At 43.7% G+C, this 26656-nt stretch carries 22 protein-coding genes and 2 pseudogenes; 15 read left to right on the forward strand and 9 right to left on the reverse strand.

Annotated features, from left to right (window positions below; translation table 11 throughout):
- Positions 1-382: pseudogene (locus FTT75_RS03105) on the reverse strand (alkyl hydroperoxide reductase subunit F); the annotation flags it as partial.
- Between the two features lie 234 nt (positions 383-616).
- Here FTT75_RS03105 and FTT75_RS03110 point away from each other — a divergent pair.
- Positions 617-835 (forward strand): DUF1653 domain-containing protein, encoded by a 219-nt coding sequence (locus FTT75_RS03110; RefSeq protein ID WP_005097373.1) that lies wholly within the window; start codon positions 617-619, stop codon positions 833-835.
- 24 nt (positions 836-859) lie between these two features.
- Positions 860-1459: pseudogene (locus FTT75_RS03115) on the forward strand (O-methyltransferase).
- Between the two features lie 2 nt (positions 1460-1461).
- Here FTT75_RS03115 and FTT75_RS03120 read toward each other — a convergent pair.
- Positions 1462-1668: a KTSC domain-containing protein gene (locus FTT75_RS03120; RefSeq protein ID WP_005097371.1), complete on the reverse strand. Its 207-nt coding sequence runs from the start codon at positions 1666-1668 to the stop codon at positions 1462-1464.
- 308 nt (positions 1669-1976) lie between these two features.
- On the reverse strand, positions 1977-2540 hold the full coding sequence (ahpC, locus tag FTT75_RS03125) for an alkyl hydroperoxide reductase subunit C (protein ID WP_005097370.1): 564 nt from the start codon (positions 2538-2540) through the stop codon (positions 1977-1979).
- A 489-nt stretch (positions 2541-3029) separates the two neighbouring features.
- On the opposite strand from ahpC, the gene hrpA reads away from it, so the two are divergent.
- The 6 genes from hrpA (at position 3030) to FTT75_RS03155 (ending at position 13226) form a co-directional block, all read left to right on the forward strand.
- On the forward strand, positions 3030-6953 hold the full coding sequence (gene hrpA, locus FTT75_RS03130; protein ID WP_167381280.1) for an ATP-dependent RNA helicase HrpA: 3924 nt from the start codon (positions 3030-3032) through the stop codon (positions 6951-6953).
- 30 nt (positions 6954-6983) lie between these two features.
- Entirely contained in the window at positions 6984-8093 is a 1110-nt protein-coding gene (locus FTT75_RS03135) for a beta-ketoacyl-ACP synthase III (protein WP_005170328.1), read from the forward strand.
- A gap of 26 nt (positions 8094-8119) precedes the next feature.
- The gene (locus FTT75_RS03140) at positions 8120-8896 is read left to right on the forward strand and encodes a 1-acyl-sn-glycerol-3-phosphate acyltransferase (protein WP_100355380.1); all 777 of its coding nucleotides are present in this window, start codon (positions 8120-8122) and stop codon (positions 8894-8896) included.
- 161 nt (positions 8897-9057) lie between these two features.
- Entirely contained in the window at positions 9058-11064 is a 2007-nt protein-coding gene (locus FTT75_RS03145) for a hypothetical protein (protein ID WP_180185899.1), read from the forward strand.
- An 89-nt stretch (positions 11065-11153) separates the two neighbouring features.
- A complete protein-coding gene (locus tag FTT75_RS03150) occupies positions 11154-12869 on the forward strand; it encodes an AAA family ATPase (protein ID WP_005097360.1) in 1716 nt (571 codons plus the stop codon).
- 30 nt (positions 12870-12899) lie between these two features.
- A complete protein-coding gene (locus tag FTT75_RS03155) occupies positions 12900-13226 on the forward strand; it encodes a gamma-glutamylcyclotransferase family protein (protein WP_180040984.1) in 327 nt (108 codons plus the stop codon).
- Between the two features lie 272 nt (positions 13227-13498).
- Here the strand turns inward: FTT75_RS03155 and FTT75_RS03160 are convergent, their stop codons facing one another.
- Positions 13499-13951, reverse strand: coding sequence for a DUF441 domain-containing protein (locus FTT75_RS03160; RefSeq protein ID WP_005097358.1), 453 nt, complete (start codon positions 13949-13951; stop codon positions 13499-13501).
- A gap of 139 nt (positions 13952-14090) precedes the next feature.
- Between FTT75_RS03160 and FTT75_RS03165 the strand changes: the two genes are divergently transcribed.
- Complete coding sequence (locus FTT75_RS03165) at positions 14091-14801, forward strand: pseudouridine synthase (RefSeq protein WP_180185900.1); 711 nt, start codon at positions 14091-14093, stop codon at positions 14799-14801.
- Positions 14802-14840: 39 nt separating this feature from the next.
- Here FTT75_RS03165 and FTT75_RS03170 read toward each other — a convergent pair whose 3' ends face one another.
- The 3 genes from FTT75_RS03170 to FTT75_RS03180 all read right to left on the reverse strand — a co-directional run bounded on the left by FTT75_RS03170 (position 14841) and on the right by FTT75_RS03180 (position 16752).
- Positions 14841-15284 carry an N-acetyltransferase gene (locus FTT75_RS03170; protein ID WP_005097355.1) on the reverse strand — a complete coding sequence of 148 codons (444 nt, stop codon included), beginning with the start codon at positions 15282-15284 and terminating at the stop codon, positions 14841-14843.
- A 97-nt stretch (positions 15285-15381) separates the two neighbouring features.
- On the reverse strand, positions 15382-15729 hold the full coding sequence (locus FTT75_RS03175; protein ID WP_005097354.1) for a type II toxin-antitoxin system RelB/DinJ family antitoxin: 348 nt from the start codon (positions 15727-15729) through the stop codon (positions 15382-15384).
- 114 nt (positions 15730-15843) lie between these two features.
- Positions 15844-16752 (reverse strand): pseudouridine synthase, encoded by a 909-nt coding sequence (locus FTT75_RS03180; RefSeq protein ID WP_005097353.1) that lies wholly within the window; start codon positions 16750-16752, stop codon positions 15844-15846.
- A 125-nt stretch (positions 16753-16877) separates the two neighbouring features.
- Here FTT75_RS03180 and tsaE point away from each other — a divergent pair, with 125 nt between their 5' ends.
- From tsaE to hfq, 4 genes are all read left to right on the forward strand, one after another.
- Positions 16878-17357: a tRNA (adenosine(37)-N6)-threonylcarbamoyltransferase complex ATPase subunit type 1 TsaE gene (tsaE, locus tag FTT75_RS03185; protein WP_005097351.1), complete on the forward strand. Its 480-nt coding sequence runs from the start codon at positions 16878-16880 to the stop codon at positions 17355-17357.
- A complete protein-coding gene (gene mutL, locus FTT75_RS03190) occupies positions 17347-19323 on the forward strand; it encodes a DNA mismatch repair endonuclease MutL (RefSeq protein WP_005170358.1) in 1977 nt (658 codons plus the stop codon). Before tsaE ends, mutL begins: the two co-directional genes overlap by 11 nt.
- Before the next feature lie 6 nt (positions 19324-19329).
- Entirely contained in the window at positions 19330-20274 is a 945-nt protein-coding gene (miaA, locus tag FTT75_RS03195; RefSeq protein WP_005097348.1) for a tRNA (adenosine(37)-N6)-dimethylallyltransferase MiaA, read from the forward strand.
- Between the two features lie 94 nt (positions 20275-20368).
- Entirely contained in the window at positions 20369-20902 is a 534-nt protein-coding gene (hfq, locus tag FTT75_RS03200; RefSeq protein WP_180185901.1) for an RNA chaperone Hfq, read from the forward strand.
- Between the two features lie 119 nt (positions 20903-21021).
- Here hfq and FTT75_RS03205 read toward each other — a convergent pair whose 3' ends face one another.
- Both FTT75_RS03205 and FTT75_RS03210 read right to left on the reverse strand, forming a co-directional pair.
- The gene (locus FTT75_RS03205) at positions 21022-22329 is read right to left on the reverse strand and encodes a peptidylprolyl isomerase (protein WP_005170365.1); all 1308 of its coding nucleotides are present in this window, start codon (positions 22327-22329) and stop codon (positions 21022-21024) included.
- Positions 22329-24782, reverse strand: coding sequence for an LPS-assembly protein LptD (locus tag FTT75_RS03210; RefSeq protein ID WP_180185931.1), 2454 nt, complete (start codon positions 24780-24782; stop codon positions 22329-22331). The genes FTT75_RS03205 and FTT75_RS03210 overlap by 1 nt, the downstream gene beginning before the upstream one ends.
- A 121-nt stretch (positions 24783-24903) precedes the next feature.
- Here FTT75_RS03210 and FTT75_RS03215 point away from each other — a divergent pair, with 121 nt between their 5' ends.
- On the forward strand, positions 24904-25917 hold the full coding sequence (locus FTT75_RS03215) for an aminoglycoside phosphotransferase family protein (RefSeq protein ID WP_180185902.1): 1014 nt from the start codon (positions 24904-24906) through the stop codon (positions 25915-25917).
- Positions 25918-26607, forward strand: a complete 690-nt coding sequence (gene murU / locus FTT75_RS03220; protein ID WP_159516024.1) for an N-acetylmuramate alpha-1-phosphate uridylyltransferase MurU — start codon at positions 25918-25920, stop codon at positions 26605-26607. It begins immediately after the preceding gene.
- Positions 26608-26656: the final 49 nt, after the last annotated feature.

Raw genomic sequence — 26656 nt, forward strand, 5'->3', positions numbered from 1 at the left:
AGCTGAGTGATACAAATACATCAAAATCAGATTTGATTCCTAAGCCTTTAATCGACTCTAAAACTTCAGCAGATACTTTCGGTGCATAACCAGAGCTTTGTAGTAAAGCCAGAATCAGTGAGGTGAATTCATGCCCCATTGGCAGACCTGCGAAGTAGACCCGTGGTTCTTCACCTGCTTTGGCGATACCAAAGCTTGGTGCACGTTGGTTCTGGCCATCAAAACGTGCAGTCACTAAATCAGATAATGCAGCGATTTCCTCAACCAGTTCTTTGATTTTTGCAGATTTGTCGGAATCATTTAAAGTCGCAACCAGTTCAATCGGGCTTTCCAGACGTTCGAGTAGTGTTTTTAATTGGGCTGAAGTATTTTGGTCTAACATGGCTAACGTCTCCAAAGGAATAAATATTTATTTGATAAAGCGATATTAGTGCATAAATCAAAATAGGTAAAACAGTTTGTTTTTATAATATCGATCGGAATTACTGATTTATTGAAAAATGCATCATTAATTTCAGATTTTTATATGGCGTTAGAATAAGAATTTTCAAGTAATTTAACTTGATATTTGCTTAATTCAGTTAGTATTAGGCATCTATAACAGGAGGGCTGAATCATGGAATTACAGCGCGGAATTTATCAGCATTATAAAGGGCAGCTTTATCAGGTGTTGCATGTCGCCACGCACAGTGAAACTGAAGAAAAGCTGGTGGTTTATCAATGTCTCTATGGGGATTATTCGATTTGGGTGCGCCCTTTAACAATGTTCACTGAAACCATTACCACCAACGATGATCGTGAAGTGGAACGCTTTAAATTAATTCAGGCGCTTTAAGCTAAAAAAGCTCAGGGAGGGGCTATGCTAAATCCAGATGAATTTGAAAAATTCATGCATGAATTATATGAAAAATTTCATATGCATGATCTCAAGCAGACAGATCGACTGCAACGATATCGCAATATAGAACCAGAATCAGGTCGATTTTTATCCATGTTGATTTGTGCCCAGTAAGCCAAAGATATTTTGGAAATTGGTACATCCACAGGCTATTCGACTTTATGGCTAGCTGAAGCTGCTCAGCATACCCAAGCAGTGATAACCACACTGGAAATAGATAAAGCACGTGTCACTCAAGCGAAACACTATGCAAATACATTGGGTTTTGAGCATCTTATTGATTTTAAAGTGATGGATGCGCAGCAATATCTAGAAGCTTCACAGCAACAGTTTGATTTTATTTTACTGGATGCAGAGCGCGATGCCTATCTAGGCTATTGGAAGCATTTGGCTCGATTACTCAAGCCAAAATGTGGGATGCTTGTGGTGGATAATGTCATTTCACATGCAGCAGAAGTGGAAGAGTTTATTCATCTGATTCAGCAAGATCAGTGTTTTATCATCAGCACTGTACCGATCGGTGCGGGTCTGCTGATGGTCGGATATCGTGAATCGCATTAGTTTTAATCCATACAGACTTTATTGAAATGTAAATTATATTCAAAATATTTATGTACGAAAGCAGCTTTATCTTCACGTCTGAGCAGGTTGTCATAAATAAATTCGGGTACAGGATGATAGAGTTCCGTATGGCCATTACTATAAACGATTTTCAGGTGGCGGCTTGAGGGATTATATTTCCATGAAATCACTGTAAGCAGTTTTTGCATATGCGTTCCTCCACTGAATATTTATTTTCTTATTATTTGAACTTATGCCATGCCGTGCTGTAGATGTATAGCTATATTGTAAGAATGGGCAGAGGATTGTAAGAAAATAGCTGCAGCGAGAAATTAAAACTTATTCAGCGCAGTTTGATAGATCGCAAAGAAATAGACGATTCAAGCAATTTCGGGATAAATACACACACTCAATCTGCGTGTAAACATTACTTCTAAAATAAATAAATCAAATCAAAAGTTATAAAAAACCACGCTAAAGAGCGTGGTTTTTTTGAGTCAGTTTAATCTAATTAAAATTAGATTTTACCCACTAGGTCGATTGAAGGAGCAAGAGTTGCATCGCCTTCTTTCCATTTAGCTGGGCAAACTTCGCCTGGGTGAGCATGTACATACTGAGCTGCTTTAACTTTACGAAGAAGTTCTTGAGCATCACGACCGATACCACCGGCGTTGATTTCAACGATTTGGATTTTACCTTCTGGATCGATGACGAAAGTACCACGATCAGCAAGGCCGTCAGCTTCGATTAATACGTCAAAGTTTTTAGCAAGCGTCCAGTTTGCATCACCAACCATTACATACTGGATTTTTTTGATTTCTTCTGAAGAATCGTGCCAAGCTTTGTGTGTGAAATGTGTGTCAGTAGAAACTGAGTAGATTTCAACGCCTAATTTTTGGAATTCAGCGTAGTTGTCAGCAAGGTCACCCAGTTCAGTTGGGCAAACGAAAGTGAAGTCAGCTGGGTAGAAGAATACTACAGACCATTTGCCTTTAAGGTCAGCTTCAGTTACTTCAATAAATTGGCCATTTTGGAATGCAGTTGCTTTAAATGGTTTAACTTCAGTATTAATTAAGCTCATCATTGTCTCCATGATTGAGGTTTGTTTTGAATTTCAATTAGCTTATAGAAATTTACTTTATTGGTGAAATGGTATTTTTACATTACAAAAATCGGAAAAACCGAATCATGTAAAAATTCTCCATTTTCACAAAATAGCTTTGTTCATTGAGCAGCATCAAGATGATGGCTTCATGACAAAATTATCTCTTTTTCCTCGTGCTAACAAACATGATGCTGAAACTGAAAAATTCAAGGGCAAATCAGGAAAAAAATCCTGTTTTCCTCAAAATACTCTCGATATCAATTTAAAAATTAGGTTTATGCTTAAACTTAATCATGTGGACAGGTGAGAGTAGCGGGGTAATTTGCTCGATTTACTACGCCGAATTAAGGGAAATGAGACGAGTAAAGCCAATTTGTCCGGCACTTAACAGAACTACGACTATCTGAAAGCTAATGAACCAAGTAAAATAAACTTTTCCGGTTTTTTGATGTGGGTGTTTTCTCTGTGCAGAGTCATTTAAATGTAGATCAATGGATAATGGCGCGTGACCGTCACCGTTTAAATCGACTGAAGAAGGGGAAAGATGCCAATGCCAAGCAGTATCAGGAACTATTTGAAAAATCCAATCTGAAAGTGCGGCAGCGGCTGGAACGTCTTCCAGACATCAAGCTGAATCAAGATTTGCCCGTTACCCAATACGCTGACAAGCTGATAGCCGCGATTCAAAAGCATCAGGTCATTATTGTGGCTGGCGAAACCGGTTCTGGTAAAACCACACAATTACCGCAAATTGCCATGCTGGCTGGACGCGGCCTGACTGGTCTGATTGGACATACCCAGCCACGCCGACTGGCGGCTCGAAGCGTATCACAGCGTATTGCTGAAGAAGTTGGCGAAAAACTCGGGGAATCAATTTCCTTTAAAGTGCGTTTTACTGAACAGGGTTCCCAAGATTCAATTGTACGCTTGATGACTGACGGTATTCTGCTTGCCGAACTGACGCATGACCGCTACCTAAGCAAATATGACACCATTATTATTGATGAAGCACATGAACGTTCGCTGAATATCGACTTCATTATGGGCTATCTGAAGCAGTTACTGCCGCGTCGTCCAGACCTGAAAGTCATCATTACGTCTGCCACACTGGATGTAAACCGTTTTAGTAATTACTTTAATGGTGCACCCATTTTTGAAGTAGAAGGCCGTAGTTTCCCGGTTGAACTGCGTTATCGCCCGATCTCGGAAATGAGCATTGGCGGCAGCGATGATGATGAATTTGATGACTTCGAAGAAAACTTGCCACGTGCAGTGGTTAAAGCAGTTGAAGAATGCTTCCAGGATGCCCAGGAAAAAGGCCATCCCGAACATGCCGATATCCTGATTTTTGCCAGTACAGAACAGGAAATTCGCGAGCTACAGGAAACCCTGATTAAACACGGGCCACGGCATACTGAAGTCTTAACCTTATTTGCCCGTTTAGCCTTGGCAGAGCAGCAAAAAATCTTTAATCCTTCCGGTGGTGGGCGACGTATTATTATTGCCACCAACGTCGCGGAAACAGCGTTGACTGTACCGAATATTCGTTATGTAATTGATAGTGGTTTTGCGCGTATTTCACGTTATAACTATCGTTCACGGGTGCAGCGCCTGCCGATTGAAGCCGTTTCTCAGGCTGCAGCCAATCAGCGTAAAGGTCGTTGTGGTCGTATTGCGCCCGGTGTTTGTATCCGCCTGTATTCAGAAGACGACTTTCTGAGCCGTCCGGAATTTACTGAACCTGAAATCAAGCGTACCAATCTGGCATCGGTGATTTTGCAGATGCAGAGTCTGGGTTTAGGCTCGCTGGAGGACTTTGATTTTATCGAACCACCGGATCACCGTCTGGTGAATGATGGCCGTAAGTTGCTGATTGAGTTGGGGGCAATGGCCGAGAAAAATTCTCCTAAAACTGAAGATGATCAAGCAAATCCCTCTAAATCTCCCTTTGAGAAAGGGAGACTTCAAAGCAGTGGATTAACCAAAATCGGTCAGCAAATGGCAAAAATGCCGATTGACCCACGTCTGGCCCGTATGATTTTGGGTGGCGCACATTTTGGTGTTTTAAACGAAGTCTTGATTATTGTTGCGGCGCTCGCGGTGCAAGATCCGCGTGAACGTCCTGCAGACAAACAAATGCAGGCCGACCAGAAACATGCCTTGTTCCGTGAAGCTGATTCTGACTTTTTGTTCTATATAAAACTCTGGGAAACATTGCACGGCAATCGCGAAAGTATGAGTGAGAATAAACGCCGTACATTTGCGCGGAATCATTTCTTGAGCTGGCTGCGTTTACGTGAATGGAAAAAAACCCATGAACAACTGGTGGACTTGGCTCAAGGTCTAAAACTGTCATTTAATGACAAAGCTGCCAGTTATGAAAATCTGCATCGTGCATTACTCACCGGCTTATTGTCGTTTATTGCCAACAAGACCGATGAACGTAATGTGTTTATGGCGGTACGTCAGCAGAAAGCCCGGATTTTCCCGGCATCGACTTTGCATAAGAGCAATACGCCGTGGGTCATGGCTTTTGAGATGGTGGAAACCTCGCAAGTGTATTTACGCACTCTGGCCAAGATTGAACCGGAATGGATACTGCTAGCCGCCCGCGATCTGCTCAAGCATCATTATTTTGAACCGCACTGGTCGAAAAAAGCCGGTGTGGTGAACGCTTATGACCAGATTTCATTATTTGGTCTGATCATTGAGCCAAAACGAGCAATCAATTATGAAAAAGTCGATCAGGCTGCGGCGCATGAAATTTTCTTACGCGATGCTTTAACTACGGGTCATCTCGGTATTAGTCCGCCATTTTTAAAGCATAACTTGCTTAAACTGGAAGAAGTCGAACGGGTTGAGGATAAATTGCGTCGTCGTGATCTGGTGGTAGACGAAGAAACCATTTACCAGTTCTATGCATCTAAAGTGCCAGCTGAAGTGGCCAGCCGCCGTACTTTTGAAGATTGGCGGGCTACGGTTGAGCCTCAGCAGCCACGTTATTTATTTGTTGATGATGATGCATTATGGCTGAATGACCGTCCAACCACACAGCAATTTCCTGACTATTTACGTAATGGTGAACTTCGTCTGGCAGCGACCTATCGCTTTGACCCGAGTCATGATGAAGATGGCGCGACAGTTAAAATTCCACTGCAAGCCTTGGCTCAGGTAGATGAATCAATCTGGTCCTGGGGAATTCCAGGCTGGCGTCTGGACCTGATTGAAGCATTGCTAAAAGGCTTGCCGAAGGACAAGCGCCGTAATCTGGTGCCAATTCCAGATACTGCACGAAAACTCATGGCAAAAGTCGATGTACAGGATCTGCAGAAACATATCTTTGGTTTCCTGGCGTTCCAGTTACGTGGCGATCAAATCACTGAGAAAGATTTCAGCTTTGACCGGGTCGAACAGTATCTGTTGCCGTTTATTAAAGTCACTGATGAAAAAGGTCGTGTCATTGAACAGGGTCGTGATTTGTCAGAGCTGAAAGCACGTTGCCGGGCTGAAACCCATAGTCCGGTCAAGCAGCTGAAAGGTGAATTTAAAACCTTCCCGGAAAGTTTTGTGTTTGAAGCCTCACAAAAAGTCACGGGTGTCGTGGTCAAGCAGTATCAGGCGCTGGTGCCGACCAAAGCCTTTGCTGCACTGGAGCAAAAAGATGAGTCGGGCGTGGTGATTCAGACCTTTAACGATCAGGCGGAAGCGATCAAAAAACATCGTGAAGGGGTGATCCGACTGGTGCATATGCAACTGGGAGACCTGATTCGCCAGTTAAAAAAACAGATCTCCAAACCTTTGGCACTGGCTTATTCGCCACTCGGTGACAAGGCCCAACTAGAACAAATGTTAGTTTATGCCACACTGCAAGTGTCCATGAATGAGCTACCTGTCAATGCGCAAGAGTTCCAAAAACTGGTTGAAGATGTAAAAAAATCTTTCTTAAGTCATGGGCAAGTTACCCTGAAAGAGATTACAGATATTTATATCCAGTGGCAGGAAATCCGCCGGAAATTATTGGTTTTAGACCATTCTGTGTTTGAGAAAAATATCAATGATATTGAAGATCAACTTGATTTAATGAGTCTTTCTGACTTTGTATATCGTAAACCATCCGATGTATGGATCGAATTTCCACGTTATTTGAAAGCCTTGATCTTGCGTTTAGACCGCTTGCCCAATAATCTACAAAGGGACAATTCCGCCATTGACCAAATTGATCAATGGATGGAAAAATTGTTCAAGTTTAAAGATGACCCTCGTCTGAAAGAATTGTACTTCATGGTCGAGGAGTTAAGAATCTCATTGTTTTCACAACCGATGAAAACAAAAGCACCCGTGTCTCCAACTCGCTTGCAAAAAGTATGGGATCGTCTTGGAATCAGTTAAGATATAGGTAATTCAGAGAAGGAGTTTTACATGGGCATCCGCATTACGGGTACTGGCTTGTTCCATCCGGAAAATGTCATCACCAATGAAGAATTAGTTGAAAGTTTAAATGCTTATGTGGAACTGTTTAATCACGAAAATGCGGACAAAATCGCTGCAGGCGAAATTGAAGCGCGTCGTGGTTCTAGTGCAGAATTTATTGAAAAGGCATCTGGTGTCCAACGCCGTTATGTTGCGGAAAAAAGCGGTATTCTAGATCCGAAACGTTTACGTCCGAATTTACCTGAACGTGCAGATGATGAAATTTCACTGCAAGCAGAATGGGGTGTAATCGCAGCCAAGCAGGCGATGGAAAATGCAGGCGTAACTGCTGAAGATATTGATATCGTGATTTTGTCATGCTCGAATTTGCAACGTGCTTATCCTGCCGTTGCCATCGAGATTCAAACCGCTTTAGGAATTAAAGGCTATGCCTATGACATGAATGTGGCCTGCTCGGCAGCAACATTTGGTCTGAAACAGGCCTATGATGCGATTAAGGCTGGTGCGCGTCGTGTGTTATTGGTTAATGTGGAAATTACCTCTGCACATACCGATTTTCGTTCACGTGACTGTCACTTTATTTTTGGTGATGTGGCAACCGCTTCAATTATTGAAAACACTGAAAGCAAAACCGGTTTTGAAATTCTGGATTCCGAGTTGTTCACCCAGTTCTCGAATAACATCCGCAATAACTTTGGTTTCTTGAATACCTCTGAAAATGCCGACATTGATGACAAGCGTTTCCGTCAGGATGGCCGTAAGGTCTTTAAAGAAGTCTGCCCACTGGTTGCGAAAATGATTACAGCGCAACTGGAGAAGAATCAGATTGCACCGACTGGCGTGAAACGCTTCTGGCTCCATCAAGCCAATGCCAGTATGAATGAACTGATCCTGAAACTGGTGGTTGGCAAAGAAAATGCCAAACCTGGTCTGGTGCCGATGATTCTGAACGAGTTTGCCAATACTTCTTCTGCAGGCGTGATCATTGCATTACACCGCACTGCCCATGAAGTGGAAGATGGTGAATACGGCGTACTTTGTTCATTCGGTGCTGGTTATTCAGTGGGTTCGATTCTGGTTCAAAAACGTGTGGCATGATCCGCAATAAATAGAGAGTAGACAGATTGCAGGCCAAGCATGACGGGCAGTGGATCAGGCGTTTAAGTGCCTTCTCCAAGTTATATTTTACCCCGACATTTTTAGGGGCTGAGTATATGGATGCCAGTCGACCTGCAATGTATGTCGGTAATCATTCCATGTATGGCATCTTTGATGCGCCGATGCTTATTGATTACCTCTACAACGAACATAAGGTGGCTGTGGTCAGTATTGCAGATCATAGCCATTTTTATGTGCCGCTGTGGCGTGAAGCCGTGAAAAAGTTTGGTGCCATTGATGGAACACAAGCCTATGTGCGTGCTGCAATGCAGCAAGGCTATTCCATTCTGGTCTTTCCGGGTGGCGGTCGTGAAGTGCTCAAACGTCAGGGTGAGCAGTATCAGCTGATCTGGAAGCAGCGTTACGGCTTTTTAAAGCTGGCGCAAGAATTCAACTATGATCTTGTCCCTTTTGCCGCTCTCGGTGCGGATGAGGTCTATGAGATTGGCTTTAATGCCAATAAGATTATCCAGCATAAGTATTTTCAAACACTACTTAAAATACCACAACTCAATAAATTACTACGTCAGGGCGATGTGATTCCTTCTCTGCCCAAACACCTGTTGCCAAAACGCTTGCCCTTTTATTTTCAGTTTATGCCGCGACTATCGATTGCTCAGGTGCAGACGCAAGAGGAGCTGGTTGAGTTTCGGCATAGCTTGCAACAGCATATTTATACGGGTTTGGCAGCGCTCACTGTGCAGCGTCAGCAAGACCAGCAGGCAACCGAATCCTCGTTGTAAATCCAAGTTGTGACATATTGAGATGCGCTATATTTAGAAGTCATCCTGCAGTGCTGTTTTATTGTGCGAGTACTGCCATAATGTATGGTCAAATAGTCACTGATCGATGATCGAGGGCTCAACATGATTCAATATAAAAATAAAATAATATAGGTGCGTATATGGAACAGGGTGGTTGGGTAGCGCCGTTAAAATTGCTGGCACAACAATGTTTGCGGATTTCTCCGGAGTTGAACCAGCTTTATCTGGATCAGATGGCGATGATTGGTCATCTGACTGCACAAAATCTATTAAAAATTCAGCAGGGTCAATACCGGATTGAATTGCTGGATGGGTTGTTCTATATCCAGTTTTATACTGCATATGCACTGGACTCCGGAACTGCACCCGTTTTGGTCGAGAGTCATTTTTATTTTCAGCAATACAAAGCAGAAGCGCTAGAAGAATTTTTTTTACAGGATATCTATTTCCTGACTGGGGACTTGAAACCGCAGCATTCGCTGTATTTACGTGACAAAGCCAAGCAATTACGCAAACTGATTCTGAACCAGGTCTATGAGGCGGTAAATGGCCCAGCACGGGTATTGGCATTCCTGCAACAGATGTCGGTGGTTCAGGCTGAGATTATTGATCATCATTTAATAGAGGCCGGGTGGTATACAACACCAGTCATGCAAAACGTTGTTCTGGACGAACAGGATATTCCACCGCAAATTCTTGAAAGCTTGCAACAGGCTTTTTCTTTGGCATTTCTACAGCAGGATGAGTTCCTGTCCATCCAGTCCTTAATGGACACTCTGGATGAATTCTGTTTTAGTGCCGCACAGCTTTTGCATCCGGCGACGTTTCGGATTATGTCCTTGTCTTTTGAAGAGCGTTTTAATTTACATGAACTGAATGATCACAGCGATGATATTCGGCTGTTGTATCGACATGCCGAGGAGCAAAGCCACCTGCTCGGTTTTGTCCGTTTGATGAATCGTGAGGTCTGGCATCGCGATGACTTATTAGCCAAACGAAATTTTCTGGAAAATCATCCCTATTTATGGCAAAAAAAGGTGGCCCGATTACCACTATTTGACTGTCATCGTGCAGTGAACTGGATTTTCAGGCAACCAGCCGAAGTACTGGACTGGATCAGTAGCAATATTCAGCACAGCAGCGTGCGGGTGGCAGTGACGGCCTTAAGTTTTGTAGACAGCCATCATATTCATCCGCAGATTATTCTGGCGACCTTACAATATTTTCAATATGTCTCAGCGCGACTGTTTATTCATAGCATGCATGAATATGCAATCCAGCATGACTGGTTTCAACATCAGCATAATCAGGCGGTGGTCTTAAAAGGCACACGCCAATCGATGGATGATCAGCGGATTGCCATCACTCCCTCGATTCTGTATCTGGACGAATGGATAGAACTGCTGCGTAACGTGGTCAAAATGGATGATCAGATCACCAAGAAAGTCTATTTGCAACTGAGCCGGGTGATGCAGGCATATATGCAGCATCTATATAAAATTACCACACATCTTCCAGAAGAAGTCTTGACCTATATTCAGCCTCAAAGCCAGCAGAATCGGGATTTCTATCATGTGTTGCAGCGCTATCGGATTCCTTTTGTCGAATTTAGACAGCTGTTTTATTTACACAGTGGACATGTGCGTGAGTCTGTATTTGACAGTTATGTGCGTGACTATCTGGTGGAATATTTTTCCAGTCATAACGAGATTCCGAAAAACCTCAGCTGGAGTGGATTATTCGCTCAGGCCGTGATCTGGCATGATCAGATTCAGAAGCAGGAAATGATGGCCAAGCTGAAAAAAGAGTTTGCGCTCGTAACTTGGTCACCTTTGACGCAGGCCTCATTTTTATTATATTTCAACTGGCGTTTTGAGGAGCTTAAAAATCTGGATCGTATTCTGGAAGAATCCAAGGTTTTCAGGAACTGTCTGGCTGCCAGTTATGCCCAGCAGATTATTGAAGGGCAATATGTGGCCTTTCGCATGTCGCATCCGGATGTGCGTTTACCTTTAATTCTGGGCTGTCGAATCGTCAATGGGCAAGTGATCTTCGATCAGCTGGAATATCCGAACAATCAAAAGGCAGAAGCTGAATATAGCAATATCGCGATGCATTTTATCAACTGGCTCAACTTGCAGGCTTAAGTGCAAGATTAAGTGGTTTTCCGCCATGACGCTTAACTTTTCTGCCAAAAATCGTTAGGCTATAGCCGTTCTTTCACGGTATTGCTCTTATGAAACAGGAAACTGCCCTTAAGTTACTCAAAGCAGGAGAAAATGTCTTTTTAACCGGTTCTGCGGGTGCAGGAAAAACCTATACGCTGAATCAATATATTAATTATTTAAAAGCGCGTAAAGTCGCCGTCGCGATTACGGCATCGACCGGTATTGCAGCCACGCATATGAATGGTATGACCATTCACACCTGGGCCGGCATTGGGATTAAAGACTTTTTGTCCGAAGATGACTTAAAGCGCATGAAAGAGCGTAAATACTTAAAAGAACATCTGGAAAATGCCCAAGTTCTGATTATTGATGAAATTTCCATGCTGCATGCCAAGCAGCTGAATCTGGTCAATCAGGTGCTGAAATATTTTAAGGACAGTGATGAAGCCTTTGGCGGTATTCAGGTAATTGTGGCCGGGGATTTTTTCCAGTTGCCGCCAGTCGGTAAGAATGACGAGCGTAATCGCGATAAATTCTGCTTTATGTCGGAAGCCTGGGTAGAAGCCAAGTTTCGAGTGTGTTATCTGACCGAGCAGCATCGTCAGGGCAATGATTATCTGAATGACATCCTGAATGCGATCCGTGCGCAGGCGATTAGCCATGAACATCGCACGGCTTTACAGGCAACCCGACATCAAGAAATCGGCGATACCTATACGCGTCTGTATACCCATAATATGGATGTGGATAGTCTTAACTTTAAACATCTGAATGAAATTGACAATGATCCGCGCCAGTTTGATGCCCAGTGTGATGGCAATGAAAAGCTGATTGAAACTTTAAAATCTTCAGTACGTGCACCAGAAGCCTTAACCTTGAAAAAGCATGCCAAAGTCATGTTTGTAAAAAATAACTTTGATATGGGCTATATCAACGGCAGTCTGGGTGAAGTGATCAGTTTTGAAGAAGACGATGAATATGGTGTGCTGCCCAAAGTAAAACTGACCGATGGCACGACCTTGGTGGTGGAGCCGGAAACCTGGTCGGTAGACAATGAAGCTGGTAAGACTATTGCCAGTTTCCAGCAAATTCCTTTACGCTTGGCCTGGGCGATTACCATTCATAAATCTCAAGGGATGACCTTGGAAGCAGCAGAAATTGATCTGAGTCATACTTTCGAGAAAGGTCAAGGTTATGTGGCGCTGTCACGGTTGAAAAGCTTAAATGGCTTACGTTTAAAAGGCTTTAATGAGCAGGCTTTGGAACTTGACAGTTTAGCGATTAAAGCTGATCGTCGTTTTCAGGAACTTTCTGATGAAGCCGAAGCGAATTTTGAAAATGTCGATTTGACTGCGCAGCATAAAGCCTTTATTCGTCACTGCGGTGGCACATTGAATGAAGCAGAAATCCAGCGCAATGAAAAGAAAATTTCCAAGAGTGGCACGAAGCAGAGTTATGCCACTGCCACACTGGATGAAACCCGAGCACTGTTTGAAGAAGGCTATGAAGTTGCGGATATCGCGACTGAACGTGGTCTGACGCCAGCGACAATCATTAATCATCTAGGCCGTTTACACAAAGAGCAGGGACTGGATATTTCGGTGGCTCATCCGGGTGAGGAAGTGGTGGAGCAGGTGCGTAAAATTTATAAACGCTTAACCAAACGTCAAAGTGCTGAGCATTTTAATGATGATGGCTCGATTAAGTTGCGCCCGATTGTAGAACTCACCACGCCTAAAATGGCCTATGACCAAGTCCGTCTGGCACTGTTATTTGTAGAGTAATCCCCGAAATGATCCTACAGAACTTTTAAGATGCATAGTTTATTCGTATACGGCACGCTTCGTCCGCAGCAACCCAATGCCCATGTCATGGAGCGGATTGGGGGAAGCTGGAAAGCCGCTTATATCCGTGGGCATTTGCAACAGCGTGGCTGGGGGGCTGAACTGGGTAGCCCGGGCATTCAGCTCAGTGATTCGGGCGAGACTGTTCAGGGTTATGTATTTATATCTGAGCATCTTCCCCAATATTGGGAAGAGCTGGATGCGTTTGAAGGTGATGAATATCAACGGATTCCGGTTAAAGTATATTTGGAAAACGGCGAGATGATAGAAAGTTTGGTTTATGCCTTAAAAGATTAGGCTCGGATTTGTCATGCAGTAAATTTCAAATTTTTATCAGGTCACAGCTTGTTAAAGATCATTCTATTTTTTTGTATCGCTTTTATTTTAGCTTGGAAAGCTTACAACCAAGATGAATCTTCTGTTGATCTGATGATATATCCTGAGCAAGCTTGAAACACTGCTTTAAAGCTTGGTGCAAGGGAATCAATAGATGACCTGCATATTATAGGTCATGTGATGTATTTTTGAGAAATCTTTGCATACGGGTGATGCGTGCTGATGATTTGAATCTATTGTGTACCAATCAATAAAGATAAAATCCCGGCTGCAATCAGCGGCCCAACAGGTACGCCGCGTAACACCGCCACACCTGCTACAGTACCAATCAATAAGCCCGCGACAATATCCGGTTGATTCGACATCAGTTTCACACCGCGGCCACCGAGCCAAGCCACAAAAACACCAATGGCAATGGCCAGTAAAGATTTCCAGCTGAGAAATGACTTGAGAATACTTTCTCCGGCAATTTTGCCACTCGCAATCGGTGCCAATACCCCGATGGTCAGAATAATAATGCCAATATTCAAACCATGTTGTTGTACATAAGGCAACAGGTCGTGTAGCGGGGTAATTTTAAGAACAATCAGTACCGCTGCAGCGATGGTGACAGCACTATTGTGACTGAATATCCCACAGGCCAGTAATACCAAAAGAACCATCAAATTTAAATCGAGTTGTGACATGGGCGGGAGAGGAAACATGGAAAATGCCACCATTGTAGAGCGTTTCAGCTGGTGATACGAAGAAAATAAGCGAAGCAATCAATTTAGGTGTGTTTCAGGATAGAATGCACAACTCTTCACGCGATACAGGTTTAAGCAGATGCTATTGGAAAAAATGTTGCAGTCACAAGGTTTCGGTTCCCGCAAGCATTGTCAGCAATTGATTAAAAATGGTGCTGTTTCTATCCAGAATGAAGTGATTGATCATCCTAAACATAAACTGGATTTGAATGATTTAGACTTCGAGGTCTATGGCAAGGCCCATCGCTATCGAGAGAAAGTCTATATCGCTTTAAACAAACCGCAGGACTATGAGTGTTCGCATCAGGCCACGCATCATTTTAGTGTGTTTGATCTGTTTGATGAGATGCTGCTGAATCGTGGCATTCAATGCGTGGGTCGTCTGGATCAGGACACCACCGGACTGTTATTGTTGACTGATGATGGCCAGTTTCTGCAAGCGTTAACACATCCGAAAAAACATGTGGCCAAAGTTTATCAAATGCAAACGGCAGATCCAGTCACTGATGCTCAGCTACAGCAACTGGAACAAGGCATTGAGCTACGCAATGAAAAAGGTATTTTTGCAGCCACTGAAGTGATACGTCTGTCTGAAAGCCGTCTGCAAATGAGCATTCATCAAGGGGTATATCATCAGGTGAAACGCATGCTGGCAGCCGTCGGAAATAAAGTCGAGCAATTGCATCGTGCTCAAATTGGTGCTTTGGCTCTGCCTGAGCTGGCTGAAGGAGAATGGATCTATTTAAATGCAGAACAGGTGGCTTTGGCAAAATTCCGTTCAGAAGAATAATTGAGTTATTCTTCTCAAGTTTATTTGAACGATCAGATTTTATCTCAGGAAACAATGATAGGTCTGAAACTCATTATCCTTAATAAATCCCATAGATTCATACAATTCATGCGATTGGTAATTGTTCTTTTGGGTTTCCAGGGTAATTCTTAAGGCCTGTTCATGTTTGGCAAATAAAATTGCGGTATCAATCAGTTGTCTGGCTGCACCCTGACGCCGAAATATCGGGGTGATATAGACATCATCCAGAATATAATAGGTCGAGCAGGCCACCGAAGAAAAACCCAGATACAGGATAATAAAGCCGGTAAAAGTATCATCTTTGGTATTAATGAAAATGACGGTCTGTCCATCTTCAAAACGTTGTTTTAAAAATTGGTAGGAGAGTTCGGGGTTAGAGGAGGTGCCATAAAATTGTCGATATTCATCGAATAATATCGCAAGCTGATTCAGGTCTGCTGATTGAGCGCGTCGTACGAGCATTGCATCCTCCATGCTAATTTTTTATTCATTATCAGCATCAAGCATAGCGAAGTTTGTCAGTGGCCGGCTTTAGAAATTGTTCGGAAATGCAACAATGTTAAATTTTGTCGCTTTCACCTAAAATGGCATTCAGTTCTTCAAATAAATCCAGATGATCATCATCGAGCTGGATTTCCTGATCATCCAGAGAATTGAGTGTTGAATTTGGCAAGCTGCTTTGCCCATTCTGGATCTCATTTTGCTTCAGTTTGCGCAGTCGGATCAGTTGTTCCAGATTAATATTCTGGTTTTCAATCGAGAAGGGGATCGATTTGGTAATCACCACCTGTTTGAAAAAAAGACGCACGGCCTGAGCTGGCGTAATCCCCAATTGCTTAAATACCGCAAAGGCTTGTTTCTTCTCTTGCGAGTCCAAGCGAATTTGATAAACTTCAGTTTTTCTCATAATATTTTTAAAGCTTTAAATTACTTAACTTTTCGCCTTTATTCTAATCAATTACGTTTGAAATTCAATCTTAAAGCGACCGATTTTAGAAAATAATCTGTAATGACAAGCGATTTACAGTGTCAATTCAAGTCTGGAGCTGAAATTCATGCTTTTCTGCGTGATCGGATCAATGAATTGAATATGTTGGGCCAATAAGCTTAAAGGGGCAGAAAAATCATCTTCGGCTTTGTGCGCTATCCGTGGATAAAACGGATCATTCTGAATTGGAATACCGAGATGATTCAAGTGCACGCGTAATTGGTGCTGTTTGCCAGTGTGTGGTTTCAGTTCATATTTGGCCCATTCTTTATTATGTTCTAACAGCTGGATTGCCGTTTCGCTATTGGCTTCGCCGTTGACCACCTGCATGGTATAGAAGGGCTGACCTTTTTCCATTCTTAATCGTGTGATCAATGGAAATTCTAAATCAGCCTTGTATGCTGCAATCGCATGGTAGGTCTTCTGCACTTGCCGTGTGGCAAACATCTGTTGATACAGGCCACGAGATTCTACATATTTTGAAATGAGAACCACGCCGGCCGTTTCACGGTCTAGCCGGTGAATCGGTGTTAAATGTTCATTGCCTGTTTGTTTTTTGAGACGAACCAGCAAGGTTTCCTGTACATACTGACCGGTCGGACTCATGGTCAAAAAGTGCGGTTTATCGATCACCATGAAATGCTCATTTTCAAATAAAATCTGATGTTGAAAAGGAACATGCACTTCATGTGCCAAAAATCGATAATAAAAACAATGACTATTGGCCTGAAATGGACTTTCTGTGCTTAATTGATGGCCCTGCGCATCATAGACCAGACCTTTGGCGAAACGGGCTTGCCATTCATCTGCTGCGATATGCGCAAATTGCGTGCATAAATAAGCAAAAACTGTCGGGGGTGCATCTAGACTATCCTGCAAGAACACTTTACTGGCACTGACCCCATTTAACATGGGCGGATTAAACTCAACAGTCGGATGCATGGCAGGCAGATCAACCTCTCAGAAACAGAAATGGTGAAAAAATACAGTTTCTCACACAGGTGAATAGGCTTTTAAAGCGTGGCGATGCTATCATATTTATTCTTTTGCATCATGTCGTGAGTAATATGCCTTATTCATTTAATGTCACTTTAAATCATGAAGACGATACCCAGAAACTGGCCAAGGTTCTGGCCGAAAATTTCCCTGCGGGAGTCGTATATCTGATCGGTGATTTGGGGGCAGGAAAAACGACCTTAACGCGCTATTATTTGCAACAGCTGGGTCATCAAGGTTCGGTGAAAAGTCCGACTTATACGCTGGTCGAACCGTATCAGATCAATGGGCAGGATATTTTTCACTTTGACCTGTACCGTCTGAATGACCCCTATGAACTCGAATTGATGGGAATCCGGGATTATCTGGAAACTCCGAATGCGCTATTTTTATTTGAATGGCCCTCCAAAGGTGGCGATGAAATTCCGCAAGCTGACCTGATTATTGAAATTTTAAAATCTGAAGATGAACTGACCCGTACTGCAAGCCTGATTTCCTCTAATCTTGCTTTGCGAGAGGCTTTGGAGCGTCAATTTTCACATGTCGAATGATTTAAGCCTACGCCGTATCCGTGCCCTTGATCCTGCGCTGGCCAACCAGATTGCTGCAGGTGAGGTGATTGAACGTCCGGCATCCGTGGTCAAGGAATTACTGGAAAACTCGATTGATGCGGGTGCGACCGAGCTGATCATCCGGGTGGAACAGGGTGGCAGTACCTTAATTGAAATTATGGATAACGGCCGTGGTATTCATGCTGAAGATCTGGCATTGGCCGTCATGCGTCATGCCACCAGCAAAATCCAGAGTGCCGATGAGCTGTATGCGATCAGCAGTTTAGGCTTTCGTGGAGAAGCGCTGGCATCGATTGCAGCAGTCTCACGCCTGACCATGATCAGCAGTCAAAATGAGGATGGCATTGGTTATCAGGTAGAAGTAAACGGTACGGCTTTTGATCATCAGCAGATTCAAGCGGTCGCGGCTTCGAAAGGGACGCATATCCGGGTTCAGGATTTATTTTTTAATGTGCCTGCGCGGCGTAAATTCTTAAAGAAACCGGGCACTGAATTTGGCCACATTGAAGAAATTGTACGCCGTATGGCACTGACGCATTTTGATATCCGGTTTGTGCTGGAACATAATGAAAGCATCAAGCTGAATTTACCCGTGGCGGACAGCGGTGCTTTACGTTTCCAGCGGGTACAGCAGTTATTGGGTCGTCAGTTCACTGAAAATGCTTATTGGATCGATGCTGACAGTATAAACATGCGTTTATCAGGCTGGCTTGGTCATCCCTCAGATGCGCGTGCACAGGCCGACTTGCAATATGTCTATGTCAATGGCCGGATTGTCAAAGACAAAACCATTTCTCATGCCTTGCGGATGGCTTATGATGGCATTTTGCATGGCCATCAACATGCGGCTTATTTGCTGTTTTTAGAAGTTGATCCTGAAAATGTTGATGTCAATGTCCATCCCACTAAGCATGAAATTCGCTTTCTGAATCAGCGTGAAGTACATGAGTTTGTACGGCATTATGCCAAAGAAACTCTGGCACAATTCCAGACGGCAACTGCTGATTTAGCAACTGCGATGAAAGTTGATGATGAACCTGTTGCACTTGTACCGCAACCGCGTTATCAGGAACAGTTTAGCCTGCACCAGACTGCGCATGCGCAGCAGCAATTATCCTCTAACCTACCTGTAGCTGCTAAAGATGAAAATGAGGCATCGGATGTCCTGACCGACTTTGAATCTTCGCGGCCGCAAACGGTACATTATGCGCGAGACTATAATGCGTCTTATGCAGGCTCGCAGCAGCTGAATAATGCCCTGCAAAGCTATCTGGCACCGCTGCGTGATCAAGCGTCTGCCTATGAGCCACAAGTTGCAGAGCAAGCCTTGCAAAGTCATATACAGGCCAAAGTCGATGAACATCCACTCGGGATTGCGATTGCCCAGTTACATGGGATTTATATTCTGGCACAAAATACCGAAGGGCTGATCATTGTGGATATGCATGCAGCACATGAGCGGATTGTCTTGCAGCAAATGAAATCGGCTTGGGATAAACCTGAATTCTGGACATCACAGCAATTGCTGATTCCCAAAGTGGTCAACATCACTCGAATGCAGGCGATGCGGGTCGAAGAACTCAAAGAGCAGTTAATGCGTTTGGGGCTTGAAATTGACCAGTATGGTGATGAACAGGTGATTGTGCGTGGCGTACCTGCCATTTTGCACAAAGCAGATTTTGATGCACTGATTCCCGAGCTGTTAAATGATCTGGATCCGAATGATCAGGTACAGGGTCTATTGCAGAAACGTGACCAGATTCTGGCAGGTATGGCCTGTCATGGTGCAGTACGTGCGCATCGCATTTTAAGCCTGTCTGAAATGAATGCTTTACTGCGTCAGATGGAACACACTGAATTTGCCAGTCAATGTAATCATGGCCGTCCGACTTGGCGCGCTTTTCCATTGAATAAACTAGACAAACTTTTTGCTCGAGGAGAGTAGTTTTACATGTCCAATCAATTGCCGGTCATCAATTTAATGGGGCCAACTGCAAGTGGCAAAACCGCTTTGGCATGTGAACTGTATGAGCAGGGAAAATTCGAGCTGATTTCAGTCGATTCTGCGCTGGTTTATCGGGAAATGGATATTGGAACAGCCAAGCCTTCTAAAGAGGAACTGGCGCGCTATCCGCACCATCTGATCGATATTATCAGTCCGCTTGAAGTCTATTCTGCGGCAAACTTTGTTGAAGATGCTTGCCGGTTAATTGATGATATTCATGCACGTGGTAAAACACCGATATTGGTGGGCGGAACCATGCTGTATTTTAAAGCCTTACTTGAGGGGTTGTCAGATAATCTGCCCAGTGCCGACTATACGATTCGTGCTGAAATTGAAGCCAAAGGCGAGCGAGAAGGTTGGGAGACTGTTTATGCAGAATTAAGTGCCGTAGATCCCGTTGCTGCGGAGAAATTCAAGGTTAGTGACAAGCAGCGTATTATTCGTGCCTTAGAAGTGTTTAAACTGACCGGTGAGCCGATTACAAAACTACAGGCAGAGCAACCTAAAAATTTACCATATCGTTACAGTTTTTATAACTATGCACTTATGCCAGATCGGTTAGAATTACACGGGCGTATTGAACAACGTCTGCAAATGATGTGGAAAAACGGTTTTTTAAATGAAGTTGTTAGTTTAATTGAAAAATACGATTTTAATGAAAATCTACCTTCTATGCGTTCGGTAGGTTACCGTCAAGCTATAGAATTCTTAAAAAATGCTGACAAAACCAAGGAAAAGCAACAGGAAATGGAGGATAAAGCTTTATTTGCGACACGACAACTTGCAAAACGTCAATATACGTGGCTGAGGTCTTTGCAAGAAAAGCATAAATTTACAACATATTTTACGCTACAGCAGGCTCAACAAGACTTGCGAAACTGTCACGGATAAAGCAAAATTTAGGGACTATCTTTTTTATAATTTTTAATTGAAAAATAGAGATAGTTTTTGCGCTGATTTTTAATTTTTTTTTTGGAGTTATAACATGTCTAAAGGTCAAACTTTACAAGATCCATTCTTGAATTCTCTCCGTAAGGAACGTATCCCAGTATCTATCTTCCTGGTAAACGGTATTAAATTACAAGGTCATATCGAGTCTTTCGACCAATACGTGGTTTTATTAAAAAATACAGTAAGCCAAATGGTTTATAAGCATGCAATTTCAACTGTAGTGCCTGCACGTAATCCTCGTCCTGCTGGTGCGCCTGCTGGTCCACAAGGTGCTGGCTTTGGCGGTCAAGGTGCTACTGGTGGTTTCGGTGGCGGTCAAGGTGCTGGTTTTGGTGGTCAAGGTGGCTTCGGTGGCGGTCAAGGCGCTGGCTTTGGTGGTCAAGGTGGTGGCTTTGGTGGTCAAGGCGGCTTCGGTGGCGGTCAAGGTGCTGGCTTTGGTGGTCAAGGCGGCTTCGGTGGCGGTCAAGGTGCTGGCTTCGGTGGTCAAGGTGGCTTTGGTGGTCAAGGCGCTGGCTTTGACAACGATACTAAATTTGAAGATACTCAAGACGACGAAAATAATCGTTAATCGAGTCTGAAAATTAAAAAAACCTCTCATCGAGAGGTTTTTTTATGCCTGTAAGTTTTGCATGGATAAAAATTAAAAAGCCAGCAATCTAGCGCTGGCTTTTTAAAATGGATCTGGGCTTAACGATTACGTTTAGGATCCAGTTGTGGATCTTTGATTTCTACATAGGCATTGCTACGTGTTTCACGTAACCAGCTGTCCAGCTCGGCATCAAACTGTCGTTCACCAAGTAATTGACGGGCCATACGTTCTTGATATTCCTCTGTCATATCCTGTTGACGTGTTTCGCTGACTTGCAGGATATGCCAGCCAAACTGGGATTGAAACGGTTTACTGAACTGACCCACTGGGGTGCTTTTCATCTGTTGTTCAAATTCAGGCACCATTACCCCAGGGCTTACCCAGCCAAGACTGCCACCATCACGTGCTGAACCGGTATCATTGGAGAAAGTTGAAGCTAAAACAGTAAAATCTTCGCCTTGTTGCAGGCGGCTATATAAACTGTCAATCATCTGTTTGGCATTTTCCGGACTGACTACTTCAGAGGGTTGAATCAGGATGTGACGGGTCAAGTATTGAGGAACCAGGGCTTTTTGTTCGCCACCTTTACGTTCTAGTAGCTTGAGTACATGTACCCCATCAGCAACCGGAATGAGTTCAGAGGTTTGACCTGGCTGTAGGGTCGTGACACGTGCAGCCAGTTCTGCCGGAATTTCTGACAGGCTTCTCACGCCCATGTCAGCAGCTTCGACTTTAATGCCGCTAGTGCTGTATTTTTTGCTGATCGCCTGAATATCATTGCTGTTATTCAGCTCTTGCTTTACCTGTGTAGCAATCTGTTCAGCATTTTCGCCGCTTACACGTAAATGCAGCACATGTACCTGACTGCCGAGTAAAGCCTGACCTTGCGGGGTATTTAGGAAGTTTTTAACATCCTGGTCTGTGATTTGAATCCGTGAAGTCACGACTTGTTGACGTAAACGATTCAGCGCTAAATCTTCCGCAATACGGTTGCGTAAAGAAGCATAGGTATTGGGCGCCATGGCATCCAGTTTTTGCTGAAAAGCTTCCAGACTGGTTGAGCCCGAATCGCGTGCAACTTTCAGTACTGCGTCATTCAGGGATTTTTCATCGGGACGAATATTGTAGCGTTTAACTTGTTCAAGTTGTGCCTGACGAATAATGAGCTGCTCTAAGGCTTGTTGCTCAAGAAATTGTTGGGGTGGAACTGTCTGATTTTGCTTTTGCAGCTGATGAGAAATCTCGGCCACACCTTGAGCCAGATCACTACGCAGAATGATACTATTGTCGACCACAGCTACAACTTCATCTTTAGGTTGGGCAACAGCAAACGTCGTCATCGCTGAAGAAAGGCATAGCGCAAGTGCAGTCGCTTTAAAAATTTGTTTTAACTGTTTTGTCTTCATTAACGTTCTGTCCAAGTTTGATTGATATTGTTAAAACCTAGAATGCGATTTTCTAGTAATGAGGTGAGTTTGCTGCTTAACCCACCTAAGCCTTTCAGGCTGACCTCGGCCATAATTGCGCGTTTGGCTTTGACGTTTGAATCATTAACGTCGTCTAAGTCATTGTAATATGAACGACCATATACAGAAACTCCCCAACAGCATGACTCATAGTTGACCCCAAGTAAATATTCTCGTGCGACACTATTGTCGAGGTCAAACTGCGCATGTCCTACCAGACGCCAGTTGTTGGCAAGCGGCTGAATAAAGGAGCCGACGATATGATCATAACGGTCTTGACGGTTCGGAATGTCTTTACGATAGAAATAGCCGACGTTGTATAGATTTCCCTGATCGCCAGTATAATAAACCTGCACATCACGCTGCGCATTCTGACCATTCGACATCCAGCTGGAGTTTAAATTGACATGGACATTATTCGATAGCTGGCTGGTGAGCTGAATGACAGGCCCTGTATGGCTTTCACGGTCAAATTTGTCTGCATCCTGTTCCAGTGTGACACGGCGATCTTCAAAGAAGAAACTTTGACCGACACTCGCGCGTAGGCGTTCCAGACCTTCTTCATTAAACAGGCTATAACTCAGGCCTAAAGAGGCAAAGTTATTGTCTTCCAAGCGGTCGTTACCATAGAAGCGACGCGCACTGAAAAGCTGATCATAATTAATCGAAGCAACGACTGAATCAAAGTTAGGTTGATTCTGCTGGTTTTCATAAGGTGAATAGGCATAGAACAGACGAGGCGTTAAGGTCTGTAAATAGGTGCCTTCTTTTTCGAAAATTAAGCCGGTGTCCAGCGTGAATTGTGGCACCACAATGGACTGGCTTTCACTAGAACCACCACGGTCTCGGGTTTTCTCATCATAGAAGGTATTGATGTTGCGTACAGATGCTTCCGGAATGAAAAACGACCACGGGTTATAGTGATTATAACGCACCGAAAAGTCGTTATAGATGCGGGTGCCACTTGGTTGATAAATCTTGTTATCATTTTGAGGGATATCAGCAAAATTTCTCAGGTCTTTCTGGAAATAAGCAGTATCGTTATTAAACTCAAGCTGTAATCCGAGTGGATTGCCAGTTTTATAATTGACTAAAAGCTGTGGCAAACGTGCATAAGGACGATCTTCATCCAGTACAGTGGGATCGAGTGTCTGGAAATCTTCGACTTTGAATTGTGCCTTTAAGCCGGGAATACCATTTTTATAATTGACTTCCCAGGCGCGGCGCAGGTTTAAGTCAGTTTTTGAGTTCGGGTTATTGTCCAAGTCGGCAAAGTAATCTTTGTCTGAGGCGTAATTATATTCCAGATTGGTCGAGAACTGATCGTTGATTTGCCAATTATGCAAGTAATGTAAGCTTTTACGATCCTCATTATCATAACTTTCATCCGAAGGTAGATAGCCACCCCAGATGCGACCTTCACCATAATTTTCTGTCAGATAACGGAACTCGCCATCTAGCATGGCACCACGATCACCAATATAGCGCGGCGTGAGGGTAGCATCATACTGTGGGGCCAAATTCAGATAAACAGGAACACCGAGTTCAAGTCCGCCATCATTGGTAAAACCAAAAGTTGGCGTTAGAATGCCGGTAGTACGGCGGTCATCAATCGGGAAGTTGAAATAAGGGATTGCCAATACCGGAACGTCTTTGACATACAGTTTGGTATTGCGGGTTTCACCACGTCCGGTTTCCTGATTCAGCTTGATCTTTTCTGCCTGTATTTTCCAGGTCGGCTTTTGCTCAGGCGGGCAGGTAGAGTAAGTGGCATTTTCCAGTTCTATCGTATCAGTCGATGTTTTGGCAATCTTTTCTGCACGACCGTGGGCATGTTGCTGCTCTGCAATATAGAAACTGTTGTTTAAATCGCCCTGTTGGGTTTTTAAATTATAATTAATATCATCACTTTGTGAGATCAGACCGCCTTGTGCTAACTGTACCTGACCTGCTGCTTTGGCATAGGTCTGGGTCTGATCAATGGTCACTCGTTCGGCACGGATTTGACGACCTTGCTGATCAATAACCACATTGCCTTCCAGATAGGAGTCGCCTGCCGGATTGTAATGTCCATAATCGGCGGTAATGGTCGAGGTGGCTTGGTCTGGCGCAATAGTCGCTGCATCTGGAGCGATCGGGGTGACCCAGGCACCTTCACAATAAGCCGAACTTAAATACTGTCCCTGACGTTGCTGCGCTTCAGCCGAGGATTTATCGACATAGTATTGTGAAAAGAAGGCTTCACCTGGATAGGTCTCATTAATGCGCTGTTTGAGTTGTTCTGCATTTACATCGGATGAGACAGTTGATGCAGCATAGCTTGAGGCTGAGCTGCCACATAAAAGGGTTAAGATCGCAGTCGCTAGAGGGTTGATTTTAAAGTGATGCTTCATTTGTCTCATTAACCAATCATGCTTTTATCGCAATTAATTATTGTCGCATCATAGAGAAAAAGTTGATAAGTAGCTACACTTAGCACTTTAAAAACTCAGCCTGTATTAGAATTAATTGCAAATGAATACACAACGCGAACAATTGATACAATCTTGGATTGCCTCTGTACTCGGTTCAGATCAATTTGAAACTCATTTTTTAGCAGGTGATGCCAGCTTCCGTCGTTATGCACGAATCAAACTGAATAATAAAACATTTATGCTGATGGATGCACCACCAGAAAAAGAAGATTGTGTGCCTTTTGTGACGATTGATGAATTTTTTGATGCGCATGGCGTGCGTGTTCCGCATATTGTCGCCAAAGATCTGGAAAATGGTTTTTTGCTGCTCGAAGATTTTGGCGATGTCCTGCTTTCCAATCTGCTGAATGAAGAGACGGTGGATGCTTATTATGAGCAAAGCTTTAAGCAGCTGATTCAACTGCAATCAATTGCTGGAGAAGGACATTTTCCGGAATACTCTTATGAAAAACTGATCTCGGAAATGCAGCTGCTGACTGACTGGATGTTGCCAGCCTTAAAGATCCAGCCGACTGAATCAGAAAGTGCCTTGATCAAACGTAGCTTTGCGATTCTGGCCAATGCAGCGCTGGCGCAGCCACAAGTGATTGTGCATCGTGATTTTCATAGCCGTAATCTGATGAAAATTGACAATGAAACCGAACTCGGTGTGATTGATTTTCAGGATGCGGTGATTGGTGCGGATACCTACGATCTGATCTCGATTACCCGTGATGCTTATGTACAGTGGAATGCAGATCGTGTGTATCGCTGGTTCAAGGCTTTTTACGATTTACTGCCGGCATCGGCGAAACAAGATCGTGATTTTGCCCAGTTTAAAAAAGATGCCGACATGATGGCGATTCAACGCCATATCAAGATTCTGGGTATTTTTGTGCGTCTGTTTGAACGTGATGGTAAGTCCGGTTATTTAAAAGATTTACCACGGGTGATGTGGTATTTATTAGAAGAATCTAAACCTTATCCAGAATTGCAGCCTTTTATGCAGTTTATGCATGAAAAAGTGATGCCGGCTTTTGAAGCAAAATATGGTTCATATGAGGTGGCTGCCTAAATGAAAGCGATGATTTTAGCCGCAGGCCTCGGTAATCGTATGCGGCCTTTAACGCTGCATACCCCAAAGCCTTTGCTTGAAGTCGGTGGCAAGCCGCTGATTGTCTGGCATATCGAGAAACTGGCTGCGATTGGCGTCACTGAAATCGTGATCAATACTGCATGGCTCGGTGAAAAACTGGCACAAGCCCTGGGTGATGGCTCACAGTTTGGTGTCAAGATTCTGTGGTCACATGAAGGTGAAGGTCTGGAAACGGCAGGCGGGATCATTCATGCCTTGCCGCTTTTGGGTAATCAGCCTTTTATCCTATTAAATGGTGATGTCTGGACCACAATGGATTTTGCACCTTTATTAGATGTTGATCTGAACGATAATTTGGCACATCTGGTCTTGGTCGAAAATCCGCAGCAACATCCAGAGGGTGATTTCACCCTTGCAGAAGGGAAGGCTTATACCTTTGATCAGCAGGTCGAGGGTGAAAACCTGACTTTTAGCGGTGTATCCGTCATCAGTCCAAAAATATTTGAAGGCTTAGAGGCTGGAAAGCGTCCTTTGGCACCTTTATTGAAGGCAGCGATGCTGAATCATCAAGTGGTTGCCTCTAAACTGGCAGGTATTTGGGTAGATGTCGGCACGCCTGAACGTTTAACGGCACTAGATTTGGCAATCCGTGAAGCTAAGTCTGTTTAAGTGAATATTCACTAAGCACTGCCTACTATGACAAGATATAGAAAACGGT

The organism is Acinetobacter sp. YH01008 (assembly GCF_013420435.1).
Lineage (GTDB): Bacteria > Pseudomonadota > Gammaproteobacteria > Pseudomonadales > Moraxellaceae > Acinetobacter > Acinetobacter pseudolwoffii.